Source organism: Bacillus sp. FSL R5-0576 (assembly GCF_038004765.1).
In the GTDB taxonomy this organism is placed as follows: domain Bacteria; phylum Bacillota; class Bacilli; order Bacillales; family Bacillaceae; genus Bacillus; species Bacillus subtilis.
Map to the genome: position 1 here is coordinate 1,706,014 of NZ_JBBORU010000001.1, position 24,147 is coordinate 1,730,160.

General features: G+C 45.6%; 2 protein-coding genes. Both read left to right on the forward strand.

Annotated elements, in window-relative coordinates:
• Nucleotides 1-10: 10 nt before the first annotated feature.
• The gene (locus NX903_RS08605) at nucleotides 11-16,480 is read left to right on the forward strand and encodes a non-ribosomal peptide synthetase (RefSeq protein ID WP_086344599.1); all 16,470 of its coding nucleotides are present in this window, start codon (nucleotides 11-13) and stop codon (nucleotides 16,478-16,480) included.
• A 14-nt stretch (nucleotides 16,481-16,494) separates the two neighbouring features.
• Nucleotides 16,495-24,126 carry a beta-ketoacyl synthase N-terminal-like domain-containing protein gene (locus tag NX903_RS08610; RefSeq protein ID WP_086343858.1) on the forward strand — a complete coding sequence of 2,544 codons (7,632 nt, stop codon included), beginning with the start codon at nucleotides 16,495-16,497 and terminating at the stop codon, nucleotides 24,124-24,126.
• The last annotated feature ends 21 nt before the right edge of the window (nucleotides 24,127-24,147 follow it).

Here is a 24,147-nt window from a genome sequence, read left to right on the forward strand (position 1 = left end):
TCTTAAAGGCATGAAGCGGCAGTTGAAAAGCCCGCTTTCAGAAGGGCAAAAAGGGCTGTGGATGCTTCAAAAAATGTCTCCTGGGATGAGTGCATATCATATTCCTTTATGCTTTCGCTTCAGCAAACCAATACATGCAGAGACGTTCAAGAAAGCCCTTCTGTTTGTACAGAGACAATATCCGGTCTTAGCCAGTGTGATTCAAGAAGAGAATGGCATTCCATTTCAATCGGTTCAGTTATCAAAGGATCTTTATTTTGTGGAAGAGGATATATCAGCAATGAAATCAGCAGATATTTTGCCTTTTCTAAAAGAAAAAGCAAAAGAACCTTTCCAGTTGGAAGCTGGTCCGTTATGGCGCACACATCTTTTTCAACGGTTAGAAGAAGAATGCATTGTTCTTCTAACAATTCACCATATCATATTTGATGGTGTGTCGATGCTGACATTGATATCGGCGCTATTTGAAGCGTATCGACAATTGCTGAATGGGATTGAGCCCTTGCAGCAGCCATTAACAGCTGATTATTACGATTTTGTCGATTGGGAAAAACGGATGCTGACTGGCAGAGAAGGGGAAGAGCATCTCGCTTACTGGAAAGAACAGTTGTCTGGGAGTCTGCCAGTTCTTGATTTGCCTGCTGACCGTCCGCGGTCTTCAGCACGAAAATTCAAGGGGCAAGCTTATAAAAGCTTGCTCCCTCATCACCTGAAAAATCAAATTAAATCGTTTGCCCGCACCAATCATGTGAATGAATCGGTTGTTTTTCTCTCCATTTACAAAGTGTTGCTGCATCATTATACAAAACAAAAGGATATCATTGTTGGCGTTCCGACAATGGGTCGGCAAGAAGACAGATTTGAAACCCTAATCGGTTATTTTATCAATATGATGGCTGTTCGGAGCAAGAATATCGGATCTCAGCCATTAACAGCATTTATTCGGGAACTTCAGCTGACAGTGGCTGACGGCCTGGATCATGCGGCGTTTCCGTTCCCTGCATTGGTAAGAGAGCTGAATGTAGACCGCTCGGCCCCGGATTCTCCGGTTTTTCAAACAGCTTTTCTGTACCAAAACTTTTTTCAGGCAACAGGCTTGCAAAAAGTGCTCGAACCGTATCAAACGCTTGGCATCGAATATATTGAAGACATTCGGCAAGAGGGTGAATTTGAGCTGGCGCTCGAAATATATGAGCAAGAAAATGAAACAGTGCTTCATCTTCTGTACAACCCTGATTTGTATGAACTGTCCTCCATTGAAAGCATGATGGAGAACTATATGAAGCTCGCGCAACACATGATGGATGACCCGTCTTTGCCGCTTGAAGCCTACTCTTTGCGATTAAATCAAGAACAAACTAATTTGGTGGAACAATGGAATGCGACAGGGACAAACATCGCAAATGACAAGTGTATACATGAGGTGTTTGAGGAAAAAGCGAAACAAACCCCCGATGCGGTTGCTGTGATGTTTGAAGACAGATCACTTACATATAAAGAAGTAGATGAAAAAAGCACATCTGTGGCAGTCTACCTTCAACATCAGGGTGTTAGACCTGAACAGCCCGTTGGCATTTGTGCAGAGCGTTCGTTTGATATGATCATCGGAATTTTAGGAATACTGAAAGCTGGCGGAGCGTATGTGCCGTTAGATCCAAGTTTTCCGCAAGAACGATTAGAGTACATGCTCAAAGACAGTCAGGCATCCATTGTCCTCACCCAACCTAACGTTCATGATAGGATCATCGGATTAACTGGCAGCCATGTAAAAGCGATCAATATCGAGTTAGCTTGCCGAAACGGTTATACAGACCAGCAAAGCAGCGGTTTAAAGCGGGAAGTAAAACCGGAACACCTCGCTTATATTATATATACATCGGGAAGCACCGGAGAGCCTAAAGGGGTTATGGTAGAGCATCGGAGCATTATGAATACCCTGAATTTTCTTGAATCTCACTATCCTGTAACGGCTGAGGATGCATATTTATTGAAGACGAACTATGTGTTTGATGTATCGATCTCAGAATTATTCGGATGGTTTATTGGAGATGGCCGTCTAGTGATTCTTCCGCCTAATGGGGAGAAATCACCGCAGCTTTGCATGGATTATATTGAAACATATAAAGTGACTCACATTAATTTTGTGCCGGCCATGCTGCATGTTTTTTTAGAAATGGCGAAAGACAACAAGCGATTCACAGAGGACGGTCCGCTGAAGTATATGATGGTTGCAGGTGAAGCCTTCCCTAAAGAATTAGTGAAAAAGGCGGTATCGCTCTTTAAAAACTGCCGTGTTGAAAATATATACGGACCGACGGAAGCCTCCATTTACGCTGCGTATTTCGGATGCGGAAAAGGAGATATCGCAAGTCACCATACACCGATTGGAAAGCCTGTTTCCAACACGAAAATTTATATTGTGGACCAGCATTTGAAACCTGTCCCGATCGGAAAGCCTGGTGAGCTTTGCATCGCTGGAGCCGGCTTAGCAAGAGGCTATTTTAAAAAGCCGGGGCTTACGGCTGAAAAATTTATTGATAATCCCTTTGAACCAGGGACGAAGCTATATAAATCGGGTGATTCAGCAAGGTGGCTTCCTGACGGCAACATAGAATACTTGGGACGGATTGACAGCCAAGTCAAAATACGCGGTTTTCGCGTCGAGCTGGGCGCAATAGAAACAAAGCTGAGTGAATTTCCGGGCATTTTAGATCAGGCGGTAGTGGTGAAGCAGCTGGAGGGCCATCAACAGCTCGCTGCTTATTATACAGAGGAAAGCGGACATGCCTCTGCCAATCCAAAAGATTTGCGCCTTCATCTAAAATCGAGTCTGCCTGAATATATGATACCTTCACACTTTATCCGCTTAGATGAGCTTCCATTATCGCCCAGCGGAAAAGTGAACCGTAAAGAATTAGAAAAACGCGAGATCGTGTTCAACAGAAGGAAACCAAATCACTTGCAATTAACGGAAATAGAGGATCAGGTGCTGCGCATTTGGGAGGAAACGCTCAAGGTCAGCGGATTTGGGCCGGAAGACGGATTTTTCGATGCGGGCGGCGATTCGCTTCTGGCTGTAGCTGTGGCTGAACGAATCAAAAAAGAATTCGATTGTGAGTTTCATGTTACTGAGCTGTTTGAGTTTTCCACGATCCGTGCAATCAGTGAATACATTTTGGAGATGAAAAACTCAGATCTAGCCGGGACACAAAATGAAGATCATTATGATATCAAAAAAGATAGAAAACACCTAGAACAGAAGATTCCCCCTTATTTTGATGACAGTGTTGCGATTGTGGGGATATCTTGCCAGTTCCCGGGTGCGAAAAATCATCATGACTTCTGGAACCACATCAAAGAAGGCAAAGAAAGCATACGATTCTTTTCTGAAGAAGAGCTTCGCGCAAATGGAGTTCCCGAAGAATTGATACAGCATCCTGACTATGTGCCTGTGCAATCTGTGATCGAAGGGAAAGACTTATTCGATCCCGGTTTCTTTCAAATCTCGCCAAAAGATGCTGAGTATATGGACCCTCAGCTCCGCCTCTTATTGCTGCACTCCTGGAAAGCGATTGAAGATGCAGGATATGTGGCTAAGGAGATTCCGGCAACAAGTGTATATATGTCTGCAAGCAGCAATTCATATAGAACGTTATTGCCGAAGGAGACAACAGAAGGACATGAATCACCGGATGGCTATGTCTCATGGGTTTTAGCCCAAAGCGGAACCATTCCCACAATGATCTCACATAAGCTCGGATTAAAAGGGCCAAGCTATTTTGTTCATTCTAACTGTTCTTCATCACTAGTCGGTTTATATCAAGCATACAAAAGCCTGACATCGGGCGAATCACAATATGCGCTTGTCGGAGGCGCAACATTGCACGCACAATCAGCGATCGGCTACGTGCACCAAAACGGGTTGAATTTTTCAAGCGACGGGCATGTAAAGGCGTTCGATGCTTCGGCGGACGGAATGGCCGGAGGTGAAGGCGTAGCAGTCATCCTGCTGAAAAAAGCTGTGGATGCCGTAAAAGACGGAGACCATATTTATGCCATTATGCGCGGAATAGGCATCAATAATGATGGGGCAGAGAAGGCAGGCTTCTATGCGCCTAGTGTAAAAGGCCAAACAGAAGTGATACAGCATGTATTGGATACAACCAAGATCCATCCTGAAACGGTCAGTTATATTGAAGCACACGGGACGGGAACGAAATTAGGCGATCCTATTGAAATGTCTGCTCTAAATAAAGTGTACAAGCAATACACCGACAAAACACAATTTTGCGGAATTGGTTCAGTGAAAACGAATATTGGCCATTTGGATACAGCTGCGGGGTTAGCCGGATGCATTAAAGTTGCGATGAGTTTATACCATAATGAACTTGCACCGACCATCAACTGTACGGAGCCGAATCCGGATATAAAGTTTGAAAGCTCTCCTTTTTATGTTGTCCGTGAACGAAAATCGTTAGAGAAACACGCAGGTGTCCATCGGGCGGCTCTGAGCTCATTCGGCCTTGGCGGAACTAACGCCCATGCAATATTTGAGCAATATGAAAACATTTCTGATGCAGGTACCGAAAACGAAGGCAATCAGCCTTACATCATTCCTATATCAGCAAAAAATAGTGAACGGCTCCAAGTATACGCGAAGGAAATGCTGTCCTATATCAGTCAAGACGAGCAAAGGCATTTCTCTTTAAGAGATATTGCATATACCTTCCAAGTCGGCCGTGAAGCAATGGATAACAGGATCGTTTTTATAGTGAACGATCTGGAAGAGTGGAAACATCAGCTGGAAGCTTTTGTGACTGGAAAGCCGCTCGCAGAAGGCTGTATTCAAGGAGAAAAAACGAGAATGACATCCGCTGAACAGCTGCTTGGAAATGCTGAAGCAGATGATATGGCTTCATCGCGGATATCAAAAGAAGAATTGAGAAAGCTTGCCGAGATGTGGGCAAATGGCTTTCACGTTGAATGGCGCAGGCTCTATCCAAATATAAAGCCACGCCGCATCAGCTTGCCGACATACCCTTTTGCCGAAGAACGATACTGGCCTGAAAGCAGCACCGGCGCTATCACAACAATTGAACCATCTCGTTTGCATCCTTTGGTGCACCATAATACATCGGTTCTGTCAGAGCAGCGTTTCAGCTCCATTTTCACAGGACAAGAGTATTTTATTGCCGAGCATATCATTAAAGGCATGGCGATTTTGCCGGCGGCGGTCACGCTTGAAATGGCAAGAGCCGCTATAGAACAAGGAATTGGCGGATTGGAGGATCATGAAACTGGAATCAGGCTGAAAAATGTCGTGTGGGTTCGCCCGGTTGTAGCAGGAAGTGAGCCGGTTCAGGTAAATATCGGACTTTACGATGAAGATGGCGGACACATTGCTTATCGGATGTATGGTGAGCCGGAATCCGCTGATGCAGAACCAGTTGTATATAACCAGGGTATAGCGGAATTGATTCAGTTAAAGCGAGAAAAAGCACTGGATCTTTCTAAGATCAAGAAACAATGTGATCAAAGCAGAATGGATGCTGCCTCGTTTTATGAAGGGATGATCGGCGCCGATTACGGTCCAGGTTACAAGAGTGTAGAGGCCGTATATAAAGGTGACGGCCAGCTGCTTGCAAAATTATCACTGCCAGAATCTGTTGCACATACGTTGGGCGATTATGTTCTTCATCCAAGTGTAATGGACGGGGCGTTACAGGCGGCTGAATATTTGCAAAATGTCGTCAGAGCGGAACTTTCAGACACTGAAGACTTTAAGGCAGCACTGCCATTTGCCCTGGAGGAACTTGAGGTCTTTCGTCAGTGCGTTTCTGATATGTGGGTTTATGTTCAATTCAACTCGAAAAACAAACCAGGAGATTTGATACAGAAAGTCGATATTCACCTATGCGATGAGCATGGCATGATCTGCGTGCGGCTGAAAGGATTTTCGACGAGGGTGATGGAGGCAGATATACAAACCGAACCATCAAAAATGAACGCTGAAACTTTATTGCTTCAGCCCGTTTGGCAAGAACAAAAGGCTGCTAACAGCTTAGCTGCAAAAAAATATGCAGAGCATCTCGTGTTCCTCTGTGAATATGACAATGAGACGAGAGAACAGATTGAAGCAGCCATCGAGGATGTCCATGTATACAGCCTGGAAGCAAGGCCTTCTTCAGTAGATGGGCGTTTCCATTCTTATACAGAACAAGTGTTTAAAAAGGTACAAGAGATCATTCGTACGAAACCGAAAGACGGCATTCTCGTTCAGATCGTGACCTCTGCCGAGGGAGAACAGCAATTGTTTTCAGGGTTGACAGGACTGCTGAAAACAGCTTGTCAGGAAAATGCCAAACTAACCGGCCAAATGATTGAAGTCAGCAGTGAAGAAAGTGGAGGAAGCATTGCTGGCAAACTGTTAGAAAATCAAATGAGCAGCGATTCATATGTCAAATATCAAAACGGGACACGGTATATTGCTGATTGGCGTGAAATCAAACAGGCAAAAGGAGACGGCAGCAAGCCGTGGAAAGACAATGGCGTTTATCTCATTACAGGAGGTGCCGGCGGACTAGGTCATATTTTTGCAAAGGAAATTGCGGAACAAACGAAAAATGCGACAGTCATTCTGGCGGGCCGCTCACCTCTTAGCGAAAGCAAAAGCAAAAAGCTGGAAGAGCTTCATAGCAAGGGGGCTGACATCACCTACCGGCAAACAGATGTTACCAATAAAATTGAAGTCTATCAGCTCATTGACGACATTCAAAAAAGATATGGCCGTCTGAACGGTATCCTTCATAGTGCCGGAATCATCAAGGACAGCTACCTGGTTAATAAACAGGCAAAAGATCTGCACGATGTACTGGCGCCTAAAGTAAAAGGGCTTGTTTATCTAGACGAAGCGAGCAAGGATTTGCCTTTAGACTTCTTTATTCTCTTTTCATCTCTTTCAGGAAGTTTAGGGAGCATTGGCCAGTCTGACTATGCGGCAGCCAATGTATTTATGGATATGTATGCAGGCTATCGAAATCGGCTTGCCGACCTCAGCCAGCGGCATGGAAAGACGCTTTCTGTAAACTGGCCTTTATGGAGAGATGGAGGCATGCAGGTCGATCAAGAAACTGAGAAAAGGCTTGTACAACTTGCCGGTATTGTTCCTATGAGGGCAGAAAAAGGAATTCAGGCATTATATCAAGCACTTCATTCAGAGGCAAACCAAGTAATGGTGATCGAAGGCGATGTGCAGAAAATAAAACAAAACACGCTGGCCAAAAACGCCTCAGCACCTATGGAAAAGAAGGAAGCAGAACACATGACTGAACAAATAAATAGCATTGATACAGACAGTTTGCTGGATAAAGTAAAGGCGATGTTAAAGCGAGAGATCGCCAAGCTGTTAAAGGTCAAGCTTGAAACGATTGATGATCATGCCGAGATGACGGTGTATGGTTTTGATTCTATCTCCATGACTGAATTCACCAACCATATCAATCGCGCCTATCAGTTAGAGCTGACGCCAACCGTATTTTTTGACCACCCGACGATTCATGCGTTTGGCAAGCATTTGTCAGAAGAATATCAATCGGTATTTGCGAAGACATTTGCTGTGCGCGCTGCATCGGCTCAGCTTCAGCCTGCTGCGAAACAGGAACAAGCCGTGCGTGCCAAAGCTAAAAGACGCAGAAAGCAGCAAGTCATGCTGCCAAACGCCATACAGAGTGATGCAGGGCCTGAGCCAATTGCCATTGTGGGCATAAGCGGGATTTTCCCTATGGCGAAAGATGTTGAGGCGTACTGGAACATCTTAAAAGAGGGCAAAGACTGCATGACGGAAATCCCGAAAGATCGCTGGGATTGGCGTAAATATGAAGGTGATCCGGCGAAGGAAGTCAATAAAACGAACGTGAAATGGGGCGGCTTTATTGACGGTATTGCAGATTTTGATCCATTATTCTTTGGCATTTCCCCGCGTGAAGCTGAACAAATGGAACCACAGCAGCGCTTACTGCTGACTTACGCCTGGAAAGCGATCGAAGATGCAGGATATTCGGCGAAAAGGTTGTCAGGCACAAAGACCGGCGTCTTCATCGGAACGGGAAATACAGGATACAGCTCTCTTCTATCTAAAGCGAACTCGGCAATAGAAGGATCAGCGGCAGCCAATACGAGCCCATCGGTCGGTCCGAACCGGGTCAGTTATTTCCTTAATCTGCACGGGCCGAGCGAACCGATTGATACAGCGTGCTCAAGTTCACTAGTGGCAATCCACCATGCCATCTCTTCAATTGAAGAAGGCACTTGTGACATGGCATTAGCCGGCGGTGTAAATACGATTATCCTTCCTGAGGTGTATATCAGCTTTGATAAGGCGGGAGCACTGAGCAAAGAAGGAAAATGCAAGACGTTTTCAAATCAAGCCGATGGTTTTGCGCATGGGGAAGGTGCCGGCATACTGTTCCTGAAAAAATTAAAAGCGGCTGAAGAAGCGGGAGACCACATTTACGGAGTCATAAAAGGCAGTGCAATCAATCACGGCGGCCGTGCAGCCTCTTTAACGACTCCCAATCCGAAGGCGCAGGCAGATGTTATTCAGTCGGCATATCAAAAAGCGGGAATCGATCCGAAAACCGTGACCTACATTGAAGCCCACGGAACCGGGACGGAGCTTGGAGACCCGGTTGAAATTAACGGTTTGAAATCAGCTTTTAAAGCATTGGGTGTAAATGAAGGAGACACATCAGTCAATCCTTACTGCGGTTTAGGTTCTGTAAAGACAAACATTGGCCACTTATCGCTGGCAGCCGGTGCAGCAGGAGTTATTAAAATATTATTGCAGCTTAAGCATAAAACCTTAGTGAAAAGTCTGCATTGCGAAACCGTGAATCCATACATTCAGCTGAAAAACAGTCCGTTCTATATCGTACGGGAAACGGAAGAATGGAAAGCGCTGAAAAATGAACGGGGAGAAGAGCTTCCTCGTCGGGCAGGTGTCAGTTCATTTGGAATCGGCGGGGTAAACGCCCACGTGATTATCGAGGAATATATTCCGGAAGCATCCGATGAGAATATACCATCCATCACGCCGGAACATCCGGGTATCTTCGTTTTATCGGCTAAAAATAAAGCGCGGCTAAAAGAACATGCACAGCAGCTGGCAGATGCGCTTGATAAGCAAACATATAGTGACGTAAATCTCGCCCGAATCGCTTATACACTGCAAGCCGGACGGGATGCGATGGAAGAACGTCTCGGGATTATTTCCGGTTCCATTGAGGATTTACAGCAAAAGTTAAAAGACTTTGCAGCGGAGAAAAGCGGTGTGGAGGATGTATTTAAAGGCAGGATTGATAAAGGCACACTCCAAATGCTGACAGAGGACGAAGAGATTCAAGAAGCCGTCGAGAAATGGATGGAACGGGGAAAGTATGCAAAATTGCTTGAATTATGGGTAAAAGGGCTTGATGTAGACTGGACGAAATTGTATGGCGAGAATCTGCCAAAGCGCATCAGCTTGCCGACGTATCCTTTCGCAAAAGACCGTTATTGGATCTCTGATCATATTGAAAAAAGCGGCAGCATTGATGCAAATCAAGCAGCCTCCCGCCTTGGCGGAGCCGTGCTGCATCCATTAATGCATCAAAACACATCGAATCTCTCGGAACAAAGGTTTAGCTCTATTTATACGGGAGAAGAGTTTTTCCTTGCTGATCATGTTGTGAAAGGCCAACGGATTTTGCCGGGAGTGGCTCATCTTGAATTGGCGCGGGCAGCTGTTGAGCAGGCCGCAGAGGTACAAGGTGTACCGTGTACCATGAAGCTAAAGAATGCGGTGTGGGTGCGGCCTATTGTTGTAGAGGATCAGCCGCAGCAAGTACACATTAGGCTTTTACCGGGAGAAAATGGTGAGATCTCTTATGAAATCTATGGTCATTCAGACGTTACTGGCGAACAGTCAATCGTCTACAGTCAAGGCAGCGCGATATTGAATCCTGCTGAAAATCTGCCGGCGGTTGATTTGCAATCTCTGCGGGAGCAGTGTCAGGAAAGCCATTTCAGCGTAAACGAAGTATACGACACCTATCGAATGATTGGATTTGAATATGGTCCTGCTTATCGCGGAGTGAAAAAAATCTATACAGCTGAACAATTTGTTTTGGCAAAATTGTCATTGCATCCGTCAGCTGCAGATACGCTCAGCCAATACAAAATGCACCCTGGGCTGATGGATTCTGCTTTGCAGGCGTCAAGCATTTTGACAGGCGCCGGGGATAACCAGCTGACACTGCCTTTTGCGGTCCAGGAGCTTGAAGTCTTCGGAGCATGTTCGTCAGAAATGTGGGTATACGCAAGATACAGCCAAGGCAGCAAGGCAACTGATAAGGTGCAAAAGCGCGATATTGATATTTTAGATGAGAGCGGCAATGTTTGCGTACGGATGAAAGGATTATCTTTCAGAGCAGCGGAAGGCGGCTCTGGATCGGCGGAATCTGATCAAACGCTGGAAACCCTGATGTTTGAAGAAAAATGGGTGCCTAAGGATTTTAAAAAAGAAAGTCCTGAGCCTCATTACGAACGGCACATTGTCATGCTTTGTGACATGAATGGCCTCTCAAAAGATCGCATTGAATCAAGATTGACAGGAGCGGAATGCATCGTTTTGGAGTCATTCCGCGAAGGACCTGCAGAGAGGTTCCAAGATTATGCCGAACAAGCGCTTGAGACGGTTCAGGGTCTTCTCAAAAGCAGACCTCAGGGCAATGTTCTGATCCAGCTGCTTACCTCTGCACAAAGAAAGCAGTACTCATTCTCAGGGCTATCGGCGCTCCTTAAAACTGCCGGCCTGGAGAATAAAAAACTAATCGGCCAGACGATTGAAATCGATTTACATGAAAATATTGAAAGTGTGATAGAAAAACTGAAAGAGAATAAAAGGCACACAGAAGATCAGCACATCAAATATGAAAAAGGCAAACGGTACATCAATGATCTGGATGAAATGCAAATAGATGATCGGGAAATAAGCATGCCGTGGAGAGATAAAGGTGTATACCTCATCACGGGTGGCGCAGGAGGACTTGGGTTTATTTTTGCAAAAGAGATTGCTCGTCAAGCCGAACAGCCTGTGCTCATTCTGACAGGCAGATCCGCGTTGAATGCGGATCAGCAGGCGGAGCTTAACGAACTTCAGCAATTAGGGGCTCGCGCAGAATACAGGCAGGTTGACGTGACACAAACCGAAGCAGCCTCCGAGCTTATCACAAGCATTACGTCTGATTACGAAGACTTGAATGGTGTCATTCACAGCGCTGGGCTGATTAAAGATAACTATCTTATGAGCAAAACCAATGAAGAGCTGACACAAGTTCTCGCTCCAAAGGTGAAAGGGCTTGTGAATGTGGATGAGGCAACCGAGCATCTTGCGTTAGATTTCTTTATCCTCTTTTCTTCAATATCAAGTGTTGCCGGCAGCGCGGGACAGGCCGATTATGCAATGGCTAATGCATTTATGGACAGTTATGCTGCTTATCGGAATGCGCTTGTAACCGCCATGTACAGGCACGGACAAACGTTGTCAATCAATTGGCCGCTCTGGAAAGAAGGCGGCATGCGCGCGAATAAAGAAATTGAAAACATGACGTTGAAAAACACAGGTGTGACTCCAATGCGGACCGAGATCGGCATTCAAGCGCTGTATAAAGCTTTGGCATTTGGCAAAGATCAAGTCATCGTCATGGAAGGAATCAAAGACATGATGAGGGAAAAGCTGACTCAAAAGCCGTCTTCTGATGATGTACCAATGAAAACAGTGCAAGTACCGGTGACATCTGAAGCAAGAATGGATCAAGGGAATATGTTCGACCACATTCAAGAAGTTTTAAAGCAAACAATCTCTCAATTGCTCAAAATCAAACCTGAAGAGATTGACCCGGACATGGAGTTTAATCAATATGGATTTGATTCGATTACGTTAACTGAATTCGCAAATACACTGAATGAGAAGTACAAGCTGGATCTTACGCCTACGATCTTCTTTGAGCACGCAACTGTTTATGCATTTGCAGGGTTTCTGTCAGAAGAATATCCAAATGCTTTTACAGCTCAAACGCCTGCCAAAGCTGAGGTGCTGATGCAGCCTGTCGAACAGAATATAAAAAACATGACGTTTTCGACTGAAAACCGCTTTGTAAAACCTTCGGTAACACCAATGCAAAAGGAAGCTGATCACAAGCCTGAGCCTATTGCGATTGTTGGGATGAGCGGCGTTTTCCCAAAGGCAAAAGACGTTGAGGAATATTGGAAGAACCTGTCATTGGGCACGGATTGTATTACAGAGGTTCCAAAAGACCGCTGGGATTGGCAGGAGTATTACGGAGACCCTCTGAAAGAAGCGAATAAAACAAACGTCAAATGGGGCGGTTTTATTGATGAAGTAGCTGACTTTGATCCATTGTTCTTCGGCATATCTCCGCTGGAGGCTGAGCAGATGGAGCCTCAGCAGCGCCTGTTAATGACCTATGCGTGGAAGGCGGTAGAAGAAGCGGGACACTCAGCTAGAAGCCTGGCAGGAACCAAAACGGGCATCTTCATCGGGACAGGAAACACAGGGTACAGTTCACTTCTGTCAAATGTAGACATCGAAGGCTCAGCGGCTGCGAATATGAGTCCTTCTGCAGGACCGAATAGAGTCAGTTATTTCCTGAACATTCATGGACCGAGTGAACCGATCGACACTGCGTGCTCAAGCTCTTTGGTCGCCATTCATCATGCGGTTTGCGCCATTGAAAATGGAAACTGTGAAATGGCGATTGCGGGAGGGGTCAACACGGTCGTAACTCCGCAAGGCCATATCGCCTATGATAAAGCCGGGGCGCTGAGCAAAGAAGGAAGATGCAAAACATTTTCTGACAAAGCCGATGGATTCGCAGTCAGTGAAGGTGCCGGCATTCTCTTTCTGAAAAAGCTGACAGCGGCTGAACGAGACGGTGATCATATTTACGGTGTCATTAAAGGAAGTGCGGTAAACCACGGTGGCCGCGCAAATTCTCTAACGACTCCTAATCCGAAAGCTCAGGCGGATGTCGTAAAAACAGCATATGAAAAAGCGGGAATTGATCCAAGAACCGTAACTTATATTGAAGCGCATGGGACTGGAACCGAGCTGGGCGATCCAGTAGAAATCAACGGCTTAAAAGCGGCATTTAAAGAGCTGTATGAAAAAACGGGGGACCCGGCTGTTCATGGCAGCCATTGCGGACTTGGGTCAGCGAAAACAAACATCGGTCACTTATCGCTGGCGGCCGGTGTGGCGGGTGTCATTAAAGTGTTATTGCAGCTCAAGCATAAAACACTTGTCAAAAGTCTGTACAGTGAAACTGTTAATCCATATATCAGACTGGATGACAGCCCGTTTTATATTGTGCAGGAATCGAGAGAGTGGCAGGCGCTTCGGGATGAAGCCGGCCGAGAGCTGCCGCGCCGCGCAGGCATCAGTTCGTTCGGGATAGGCGGCGTCAATGCCCACGTGGTCATTGAGGAATATATTCCGAAAGAAACAACCCATCCTGCAACAGCACCAGCTGTGACAGCACAGCACCCGGGCATCTTTATTTTGTCGGCAAAGGATGAAGATCGTCTGAAAGACCAAGCCCGGCAATTAGCAGACTTTATCAGCAAGCGATCTATCACTGCTCGTGACCTCACTGATATTGCTTATACACTCCAAGAGGGGCGTGATGCAATGGAGGAGAGATTAGGGATCATCGCTGTCTCGACTGGAGACTTGCTGGAAAAACTGAACCTCTTTATAGAAGGGGGCACCAATGCGAAGTACATGTACAGAGGCAGAGCAGAAAAAGGTATCGCACAAACATTGAGATCAGATGACGAAGTACAGAAAACGCTCAACAATAGCTGGGAGCCTCACATATATGAAAGACTGCTTGATTTATGGGTAAAAGGCATGGAAATAGGCTGGAGTAAACTGTATGACGGCAAACAGCCGAAACGCATCAGCCTCCCTACCTATCCATTTGCGAAAGAACGCTACTGGATAACGGATACGAAAGAGGAGGCAGCCGCCCATCAAACAGCTTTAAAAACAGTCGAATCAGCAGTTTTGCATCCATTGATACATGTCAACACATCTGATTTGTCAGAGCAGCGTTTCAGCTCGGCCTTTACAGGTGCTGAGTTCTTTTTCGCCGATCATAAGGTGAAGGGAAAACCGGTTATGCCGGGCGTGGCATATCTTGAGATGGTTCATGCTGCCGTTACAAGAGCAGTGAGAAGAACCGAAGATCAACAATCCGTTATTCACATCAAAAATGTTGTGTGGGTGCAGCCGATTGTGGCGGACGGCCAGCCTGTTCAAGTGGATATCAGTCTAAATCCCCAGCAGGACGGCGAGATTGCTTTTAACGTCTATACAGAGGCTGCACACAATGATCGAAAGATACATTGTCAAGGCAGTGCTTCAATCCGCGGGGCAGGAGACATTCCAGTCCAGGATATCAGCGTGCTTCAAGACCAATGCAGTTTAAGCACACTCTCACACGACCAATGTTATGAATTGTTTAAGGCGATCGGCATTGACTACGGACCTGGTTTTCAAGGGATAGCTCGGCTTTACATCGGCCGCAATCAAGCCTTGGCAGAGCTTTCTCTGCCTGCTGGTGTAACTCACACACTGAATGAATTCGTTCTTCATCCAAGTATGGCCGATTCTGCTTTACAAGCATCGATCGGGCTAAAGCTGAATTCCGGTGACGAGCAGCTTTCTCTGCCTTTTGCGCTGCAAGAGCTAGAAATATTCAGCCCGTGTACAAGTAAAATGTGGGTGTCTGTGACATCTCGTCCTAATGAGGACAAAATACAGAGACTGGATATTGATTTGTGTGATGAACAAGGCCGAGTGTGTGTAAGAATCAAGGGGATTACCTCAAGGCTGCTGGAAGAAGGCATACAACCGCCAGACGGGCCGACATCACTAGGAAACTCCAAAGCAACTCTTAACGGAGCGCCTCTTATGGCGCCGATATGGGATCGAGTGCAGCTGGAGAAGAGGATCATTTCGCCTGCTGATGAGCGTGTTGTCATCCTCGGAGGGGATGACAACAGCAGAAAAGCTGTTCAAAGGCAGATCCCATTTGCCAAGGAGCTGTACATTGAGCCGAACGCATCAATTCATAGAATTGCAGGACAGCTTGAAGCACTCGGATCGTTTGACCACATCGTGTGGATGTCTCCTTCTCGTGTGACAGAGTGCGAAGTCGGCGATGAAATGATTGAAGCCCAAGATCAAGGCGTCATTCAAATGTATAGGCTCATTAAGGCAATGCTTTCTTTAGGCTATGGACAGAAGGAGATAAGCTGGACGGTCGTGACGGTGAACACACAATATGTTGATCAGCATGATATTGTCGACCCGGTCGATGCCGGGGTGCACGGCCTGATCGGTTCAATGTCAAAAGAATATCCAAATTGGCAGACAAAGCTGTTCGATGTTAAAAAATACGAAGACCTGCCGTTATCTCAACTCCTTTCCTTGCCTGCCGATCAAGAAGGGAATACGTGGGCCTATCGAAACAAGATTTGGCATAAGCTTCGTCTAATTCCAGTACACAACAATCAACCGGTGCACACGAAGTATAAGCACGGAGGTGTTTATGTTGTCATAGGCGGAGCTGGTGGTATTGGTGAGGCGTGGAGTGAATATATGATCAGAACATATCAGGCGCAGATCGTTTGGATTGGCAGAAGGAAAAAGGATGCAGCCATTCAAAGCAAGCTGGACAGACTTGCACGTCTAGGGCCAGCCCCGTATTACATTCAAGCAGATGCGGCTAACCGAGAGGAATTAGAACGCGCGTATGAAACAATGAAACAAACGCATCGAGAAATCAACGGTGTCATTCATTCTGCGATTGTCTTACAAGACCGAAGCCTGATGAATATGAGTGAGGAATGTTTCAGAAACGTTCTTGCTGCAAAAGTTGATGTAAGCGTGCGAATGGCCCAAGTTTTCCGGCATGAACCACTGGATTTTGTTTTGTTTTTCTCTTCCGTACAATCGTTTGCAAGAGCTTCCGGACAAAGCAATTACGCTGCGGGCTGCAGTTTTAAGGATGCTTTTGCACAGCGGCTATCTCAAGTATGGCCTTGTACAGTGGCTGTGATGAATTGGAGTTATTGGGGGAGCATTGGTGTTGTTTCATCACCGGATTACCAGAAGAGAATGGCTCAGGCAGGCATTGGCTCAATTGAAGCCCCTGAAGCAATGGAAGCTTTGGAATTGCTGCTTGGGGGACCGCTAAAGCAGCTAGTGATGATGAAAATGGCAAACGAAACGAATGATGAAGCGGAACAGACAGACGAAACAATTGAAGTGTACCCGGAAACTCACGGCTCCGCCATTCAAAAGCTGCGAAGCTATCACCCGGGTGACAGCACAAAGATTCAACAACTGTTATAGGAGGGGAAGCGCCAATGCTGAACACAGAAGACATTCTCTGTAAAATGCTTTTCGCACAATTACAGTCCATAGGGTTTTTCACAGAAAGTAAATCCCAGCCGGTATTGGAGAATTTCTATGGCAGATGGTTCGAAGAAAGCCAATCAATTTTAGAACGGCAGCAATTTTTGAAGCGAACGGAGAACGGATATGTTCCAACACGCTCAATAGGCACCATGAGCGAGCTTTGGAAAGAATGGAATGAACAAAAATCTGACCTGCTTCAAGACAATAATATGAAAGCCATGGTGACATTGGTGGAGACAGCACTTAAAGCCTTGCCGGAGATTCTGACCGGCAAGGCGTCAGCCACCGATATCCTGTTTCCGAATTCATCTATGGATTTAGTAGAAGGGGTCTATAAAAACAATCAAGTCGCAGACTATTTTAATGATGTGCTTGCAGATACGTTAACAGCCTATCTGCAAGAACGTCTGAAGCAAGAGCCTGAGGCGAAGATTCGAATATTAGAAATCGGAGCTGGGACCGGCGGGACAAGCGCGGCTGTTTTTCAAAAATTGAAAGCATGGCAGACACATATAAAAGAATATTGTTATACAGATCTGTCTAAAGCTTTTTTAATGCATGCAGAAAATAAGTATGGTCCTGACAATCCATATTTGACATATAAACGATTTAATGTCGAGGAGCCGGCGTCTGAACAGCATATTGATGCGGGAGGCTACGACGCGGTCATCGCGGCAAATGTGCTTCATGCCACAAAAAATATCCGGCAAACATTGCGAAATGCAAAAGCAGTTTTGAAAAAGAACGGGCTGCTCCTTTTAAATGAAATAAGTAATCATAATATATATTCGCATTTGACGTTCGGCCTTTTAGAGGGCTGGTGGCTGTATGAGGACCCTGATCTCCGCATACCGGGCTGTCCGGGCCTGTATCCGGATACTTGGAAAACGGTGCTTGAGAGTGAAGGATTTCGCTATGTTTCCTTTATGGCTGAACAATCGCATCAGCTCGGCCAGCAGATCATTGCCGCTGAAAGTAACGGAGTCGTCCGTCAAAAGAAGAGAACGGGGGCAGAAGAAGATCCAAGCCATATACAAATGAATGCTGAAATCGATCATTCACAGGAAAGCGATTCTCTCATCGAACAAACGGCACAATTTGTGAAGCATACGCTGGCAAAATCAATCAAACTATCACCAGAACGTATTCACGAAGATACGACATTTGAGAAGTATGGAATTGATTCGATTTTGCAGGTGAATTTCATTCGTGAATTAGAAAAAGTGACGGGAGAGCTTCCAAAAACCATTTTATTTGAACATAACAACACAAAAGAACTCGTCGAATATTTAGTAAAGGGGCATGAAAATAAGCTCCGGACAGCATTGTTAAAGGAAAAAACGAAGCCTGCAAAAAATGAAGCTCCACTTCAAACAGAGCGTACAGATCCTAATAAGCCATTTACTTTTCATACACGCCGCTTTGTTACAGAGCAGGAAGTCACTGAAACTCAGCTAGCAAATACCGAACCACTAAAAAAAGAAAAGACAAGTAATTTGCAAGGAACACATTTTAATGATTCTAGTACAGAAGATATCGCAATAATCGGGGTAAGCGGGCGCTATCCGATGTCTAACAGTTTAGAAGAGCTTTGGGGGCATTTAATCGCCGGAGACAATTGTATTACAGAGGCACCGGAATCCAGATGGCGCACATCTTTATTGAAAACATTATCAAAAGATCCAAAAAAGCCGGCAAATAAGAAACGCTATGGCGGATTTTTACAAGATATAGAGGCATTTGACCATCAGCTTTTTGAGGTGGAGCAAAACCGGGTGATGGAAATGACACCGGAACTCCGTTTATGTTTAGAAACCGTCTGGGAAACGTTTGAGGACGGCGGCTATACGCGAACCCGGCTGGATAAATTGCGGGATGATGACGGAGTAGGTGTTTTTATAGGGAATATGTATAACCAGTATTTTTGGAATATCCCATCTTTAGAGCAGGCAGTCCTCAGCTCAAATGGGGGAGACTGGCACATTGCAAATCGCGTTTCCCACTTTTTTAACCTGACCGGACCGAGTATCGCTGTCAGCTCAGCATGCTCTAGTTCATTAAACGCCATACATCTTGCGTGTGAAAGCCTGAAATTGAAAAACTGCTCAATGGCGATTGCTGGAGGCGTCAATTTAACACTCGATCTCTCTAAATATGATTCTTTGGAGCGTGCCAATCTGCTGGGAAGCGGCAATCAAAGCAAAAGTTTTGGCACAGGAAACGGGCTTATTCCCGGGGAAGGCGTCGGAGCTGTCCTGTTAAAACCGCTTTCGAAGGCGATGGAAGATCAGGATCATATTTACGCTGTGATCAAAAGCAGTTTTGCTAACCATAGCGGCGGAAGACAGATGTATACAGCTCCAGATCCGAAGCAGCAAGCAAAGTTAATTGTCAAGTCGATTCAGCAGTCGGGCATTGATCCAGAGACTATCGGCTATATTGAATCGGCGGCAAATGGTTCGGCGCTGGGCGATCCTATTGAAGTAATTGCCTTAACAAACGCGTTTCAACAATATACAAACAAGAAACAGTTTTGTGCGATAGGCTCTGTCAAATCCAATCTGGGGCATTTAGAGGCGGCTTCCGGTATTTCTCAGCTGACAAAAGTGCTGCTGCAGATGAAGAAAGGGACGATGGTGCCGACAATTAACGCGATGCCTGTCAATCCAAATATTAAGTTGGAACACACGGCTTTCTATCTTCAGGAACAAACAGAGCCATGGCATCGCTTGAATGATCCTGAAACTGGAAAACAATTGCCACGCAGAAGCATGATCAATTCCTTCGGAGCGGGGGGAGCCTATGCCAATCTTATTATAGAAGAATATATGGAGACGGCCCCTGAGAAAGAACATATCGCTCCCCGCCAGCAGGAATTCACTGCCGTTTTTTCAGCCAAAACAAAATGGAGCCTGCTTAGCTATCTAGAAAATATGCAATTGTTTTTAGAGAAGGAAGCTTCTCTGGATATTGAACCCGTTGTACAGGCTTTACACAGGAGAAACCATAATTTAGAGCATAGGGCTGCATTTACAGTGACATCGACTCAAGAGCTGTTCGAAAAACTAAAGGTGTTCCGAACATCAAGAGAAAGCTCACTCCAGCAAGGCATCTATACATCATTCGATTTACAGCCATGTGCGGAATCAGCATCTAGGGATAGAGAAATAAACGCAGCAGAGCAATGGGTACAAGGGGCATCGATTGCTTTTAAAGAAGCTGATATAGGGAACCGAACAGGCTGGGTTCATCTGCCTCACTATGCATTTGACCATAATACATCATTTCATTTCGATGTATCGTCTATCAATGAGAAATCGTCAGATGTTGAAGACAATATTAATCAGCCGGTCATTCAAGATCAATTCACTTATGATGAGCCTTACGTTCAAGGACACGTCTTCAACAATGAACGGGTGCTTGTCGGTGCCACATATGGCAGTCTGGCCATTGAAGCATTTTTTAACCTGTTCCCTGAGGAAAACAGCGGCCGTATCAGCAAATTAAGTTATACCAGTCCAATTGTCATCAAACAAGGCGAGACCATTGAACTTCAGGCAAAGCCGCTGCAAAAAGATCAAGTCATAGAACTGCAAATCATGTATCGCGAGCCGTCCTCTGGTTTGTGGAAGCCTGCCGCAATCGGACAATGCGGAATCGGTTCTTTTGAGCCAAAAAAAGTCAATATCGAGAACGTTAAGCATTCATTAACTAAGCTTCATCACATCGATCAGATGTATAAAACCGGAAACGGTCCTGAATGGGGAGAGTTATTTAAGACAATTACTCATCTTTACAGAGACCACAAGTCTATACTGGCAAAAATTCGCCTGCCCCAAAGCGGGCTGGCAAACGGGCACCATTACACTGTAAGCCCATTGATGACAAACAGCGCGTACTTGGCTATCCTCAGTTTCTTGGAGCAGTTTGACATGACAGGCGGCTTCCTGCCGTTTGGAATCAATGATATCCAGTTTACAAAGCAAACGATAAAAGAGGATTGCTGGCTTTTGATTACATTGGTTAAGAATACAGGTGACATGCTGCTGTTTGATGTAGATGTGATCAATGAGTCGTCAGAAACAGTGCTGCACTACTCGGGCTACTCGCTTAAACAGCTTCGTATTTCGAATCAAAGAGGAAATCAAAATAAGGCCATCAAAGCCAGCAATCTGAAAGATCGTATCAGAAGCTATGTAACAGATAAACTGGCAGTAAACATGGCCGATCCGTCAAAATTGTCTCTTGCAAAAGCGCATATCATGGATTTTGGAATCGATTCTTCTCAATTGGTTTCATTGACAAGGGAGATGGAAGCAGAGACAAAGATCGAATTAAATCCGACTCTGTTTTTTGAGTATCCGACTATTCAAGAGCTAATCGACTTTTTTGCGGACAAACATGAAGCATCATTTGCTCAGCTGTTTGGTGAAGCTCATCAGCAGGAAGAACGCCCAGCTCAAATCGAAAACCAAATGAAACAGATTCCGGCATACGAGACGAACACGGATAAAACAATCGAACACGCAGCAGACGGCATAGCCATTATCGGCATGTCGGGACAGTTTCCGAAAGCAAACAGCGTAACGGAATTTTGGGATAACCTTATCCAAGGAAAGAACTGTGTCTCTGAAGTGCCGAAAGAACGCTGGGACTGGCGCAAATATGCCGCAGCCGATAAGGAAGGGCAATCAAGCCTTCAATGGGGCGGTTTTATAGAAGGAATAGGTGAGTTTGATCCCCTGTTTTTTGGCATATCGCCTAAAGAAGCGGCGAATATGGACCCACAGGAGTTTCTGCTCTTGATACATGCATGGAAGGCGATGGAAGATGCAGGCTTAACAGGGCAGGTTGTATCCAGCCGCCCGACAGGAGTATTTGTCGCAGCCGGCAATACGGATACAGCTGTGATTCCTTCCCTAATTCCAAACCGTATATCCTATGCACTTGATGTAAAAGGGCCAAGTGAATATTGTGAAGCTGCCTGTTCCTCAGCTCTAGTGGCTTTGCACAGAGCTATACAATCCATTCGAAACGGCGAATGTGAGCAAGCCATTGTCGGGGCTGTGAATTTGCTGCTTTCACCAAAAGGCTTTATTGGCTTCGACTCAATGGGCTATTTGAGTGAGAAAGGACAGGCCAAATCCTTTCAAGCAGATGCAAATGGCTTTGTCAGAAGTGAAGGAGCGGGAGTTCTCATCATTAAACCATTGCAAAAAGCCATTGAAGATTCTGATCATATTTATTCGGTTATTAAAGGTTCAGGTGTATCGCATGGCGGCAGGGGAATGTCACTTCACGCGCCAAATCCGGCCGGCATGAAGGATGCAATGCTGAAGGCTTATCAAGGAGCACAAATTGATCCCAAAACGGTGACCTATATAGAAGCGCATGGGATCGCCTCTCCATTGGCAGACGCGATAGAAATAGAGGCGTTAAAGTCTGGCTGCAGTCAGCTCGAATTGGAACTTCCACAGGAAGTACGGGAGGAAGCGCCATGTTATATCAGCAGCTTAAAGCCGAGCATCGGACACGGTGAACTCGTCTCAGGCATGGCTGCTCTTATGAAGGTCAGCATGGCGATGAAGCATCAAACAATACCAGGCCTATCCGGATTTTCGTCTTTGAATGACCAGGTGTCAATAAAGGGCACCCGTTTCCGAGTGACTGCCGAAAATCAGCAATGGGGGGATTTAAGTGACGATGCAGGCAAAAAAATTCCGCGCAGAGCGAGTATCAACAGCTATAGCTTTGGAGGCGTAAATGCGCACGTCATTTTAGAAGAATATATTCCTTTACCAAAACCACCGGTTAGTATGAGTGAGAATGGTGCCCACATTGTAGTTCTTTCTGCAAAGAATCAAGACAGGCTAAAAGCAATTGTTCAACAGCAGCTTGACTATGTGAATAAACAACAAGCACTGTCATTACAAGATTATGCTTATACACTCCAAACCGGCCGAGAGGAAATGGAAGATCGCCTAGCGCTCGTCGTCCGCAGTAAAGAAGAACTGGTAATCGGCTTGCAAGCCTGCTTAGCAGAAAAAGGCGATAAGCCGAAGAGTTCTGTACCTGTCTTTAGCGGAAATGCAGAAAATGGCTCGTCAGATATCGAAGCCTTGCTGGATGGTCCATTAAGAGAAATGGTGATCGAGACTTTGTTGTCTGAAAACAACCTTGAAAAGATCGCGTTTTGCTGGACAAAAGGGGTGCAAATCCCATGGGAGAAGCTTTATCAAGGAAAAGATGCCCGCAGAATACCGTTGCCAACCTATCCATTTGAAAAGAGAAGCTGCTGGAACGGCTTTCAAGCAGTAGAGAGTACGCCTTCTGTTTCACAGGATGAGCGTATCAACAACAGCAGCGATCATCACATATTAGCAACTGTACTAGGGATGGATCCGGATGAACTGCAGCCTCATAAGCCATTGCAGCAGTATGGATTTGATTCAATTTCTTGCATACAGTTATTACGGCAATTGCAATCAAAGGTGGACCCTCTCATTGCCTTGACGGAGCTTCAAGCATGCCATACTGTTCAGGACATGATGGACTTGATCGCAAAGAAACAGAAGGATACATCCTTACAAAATGATCAAGCTCGCACGTTTCCGGAATTGATACCGTTAAATGACGGCAAGCGGGGGCGCCCTGTCTTTTGGTTCCATGGCGGAGTAGGAGGAGTTGAAATCTATCAGCAATTTGCACAAAAGAGCCAGCGCCCTTTTTACGGCATTCAAGCCAGAGGATTCATGACTGATTATGCTCCTTTGCACGGAATTGAACAAATGGCTTCCTATTATATAGAGATCATTCGATCCATACAGCCTGAAGGTCCTTATGATGTAGGCGGATATTCCTTAGGCGGGATGATTGCATATGAAGTCACTCGCCAGCTGCAAAGCCAAGGCCTTGCTGTCAAAAGCATGGTGATGATTGACTCCCCATATCGTTCTGAGACAAAAGAGAATGAGGCATCTATGAAAACGTCAATGCTGCAAACAATTAATATGATGCTGGCATCGATTGCGAAACGGGAAAAGCTTACGGATGTTCTCATCAGCCGTGAAGAGGTGGACATAAGCTTAGAGGATGAAGAATTCCTGTCTGAGTTGATTGACTTGGCAAAAGAACGAGGGCTAAACAAACCAGATAAGCAAATACGTGCGCAGGCTCAGCAAATGATGAAAACACAGCGCGCCTATGATTTGGAGTCGTACACTGTTAAGTCTCTCCCTGATCCTGAGACGGTAAAATGTTATTATTTCCGCAACAAAAGCAGGTCTTTCTTTGGTGATTTAGACACTTATTTCACTTTATCAAATGAAAAAGAACCGTTTGATCAAGCTGCCTATTGGGAGGAATGGGAGCGGCAAATTCCCCATTTCCACCTGGTGGATGTCGATTCAAGCAACCACTTCATGATATTAACCGAACCGAAAGCGTCAACAGCCATGTTAGAATTTTGCGAAAAGCTCTATTCAAACAGGGGAGTAGTGAATGCGAATTTCCTTAAGGCTTTCCGGAAGAAACATGAAGCGAGGGAAGAAAAAGAAACAGATGAATTGGTGAAGCGCTAAAAACACAAACGCCCCCTCTTT

Coding starts and splice junctions, on each gene's coding strand:
- NX903_RS08605 (WP_086344599.1), top strand. CDS start 11: ATGAAGCGGCAGTTGAAAAGCCCGCTTTCAGAAGGGCAAAAAGGGCTG.
- NX903_RS08610 (WP_086343858.1), top strand. CDS start 16,495: ATGCTGAACACAGAAGACATTCTCTGTAAAATGCTTTTCGCACAATTA.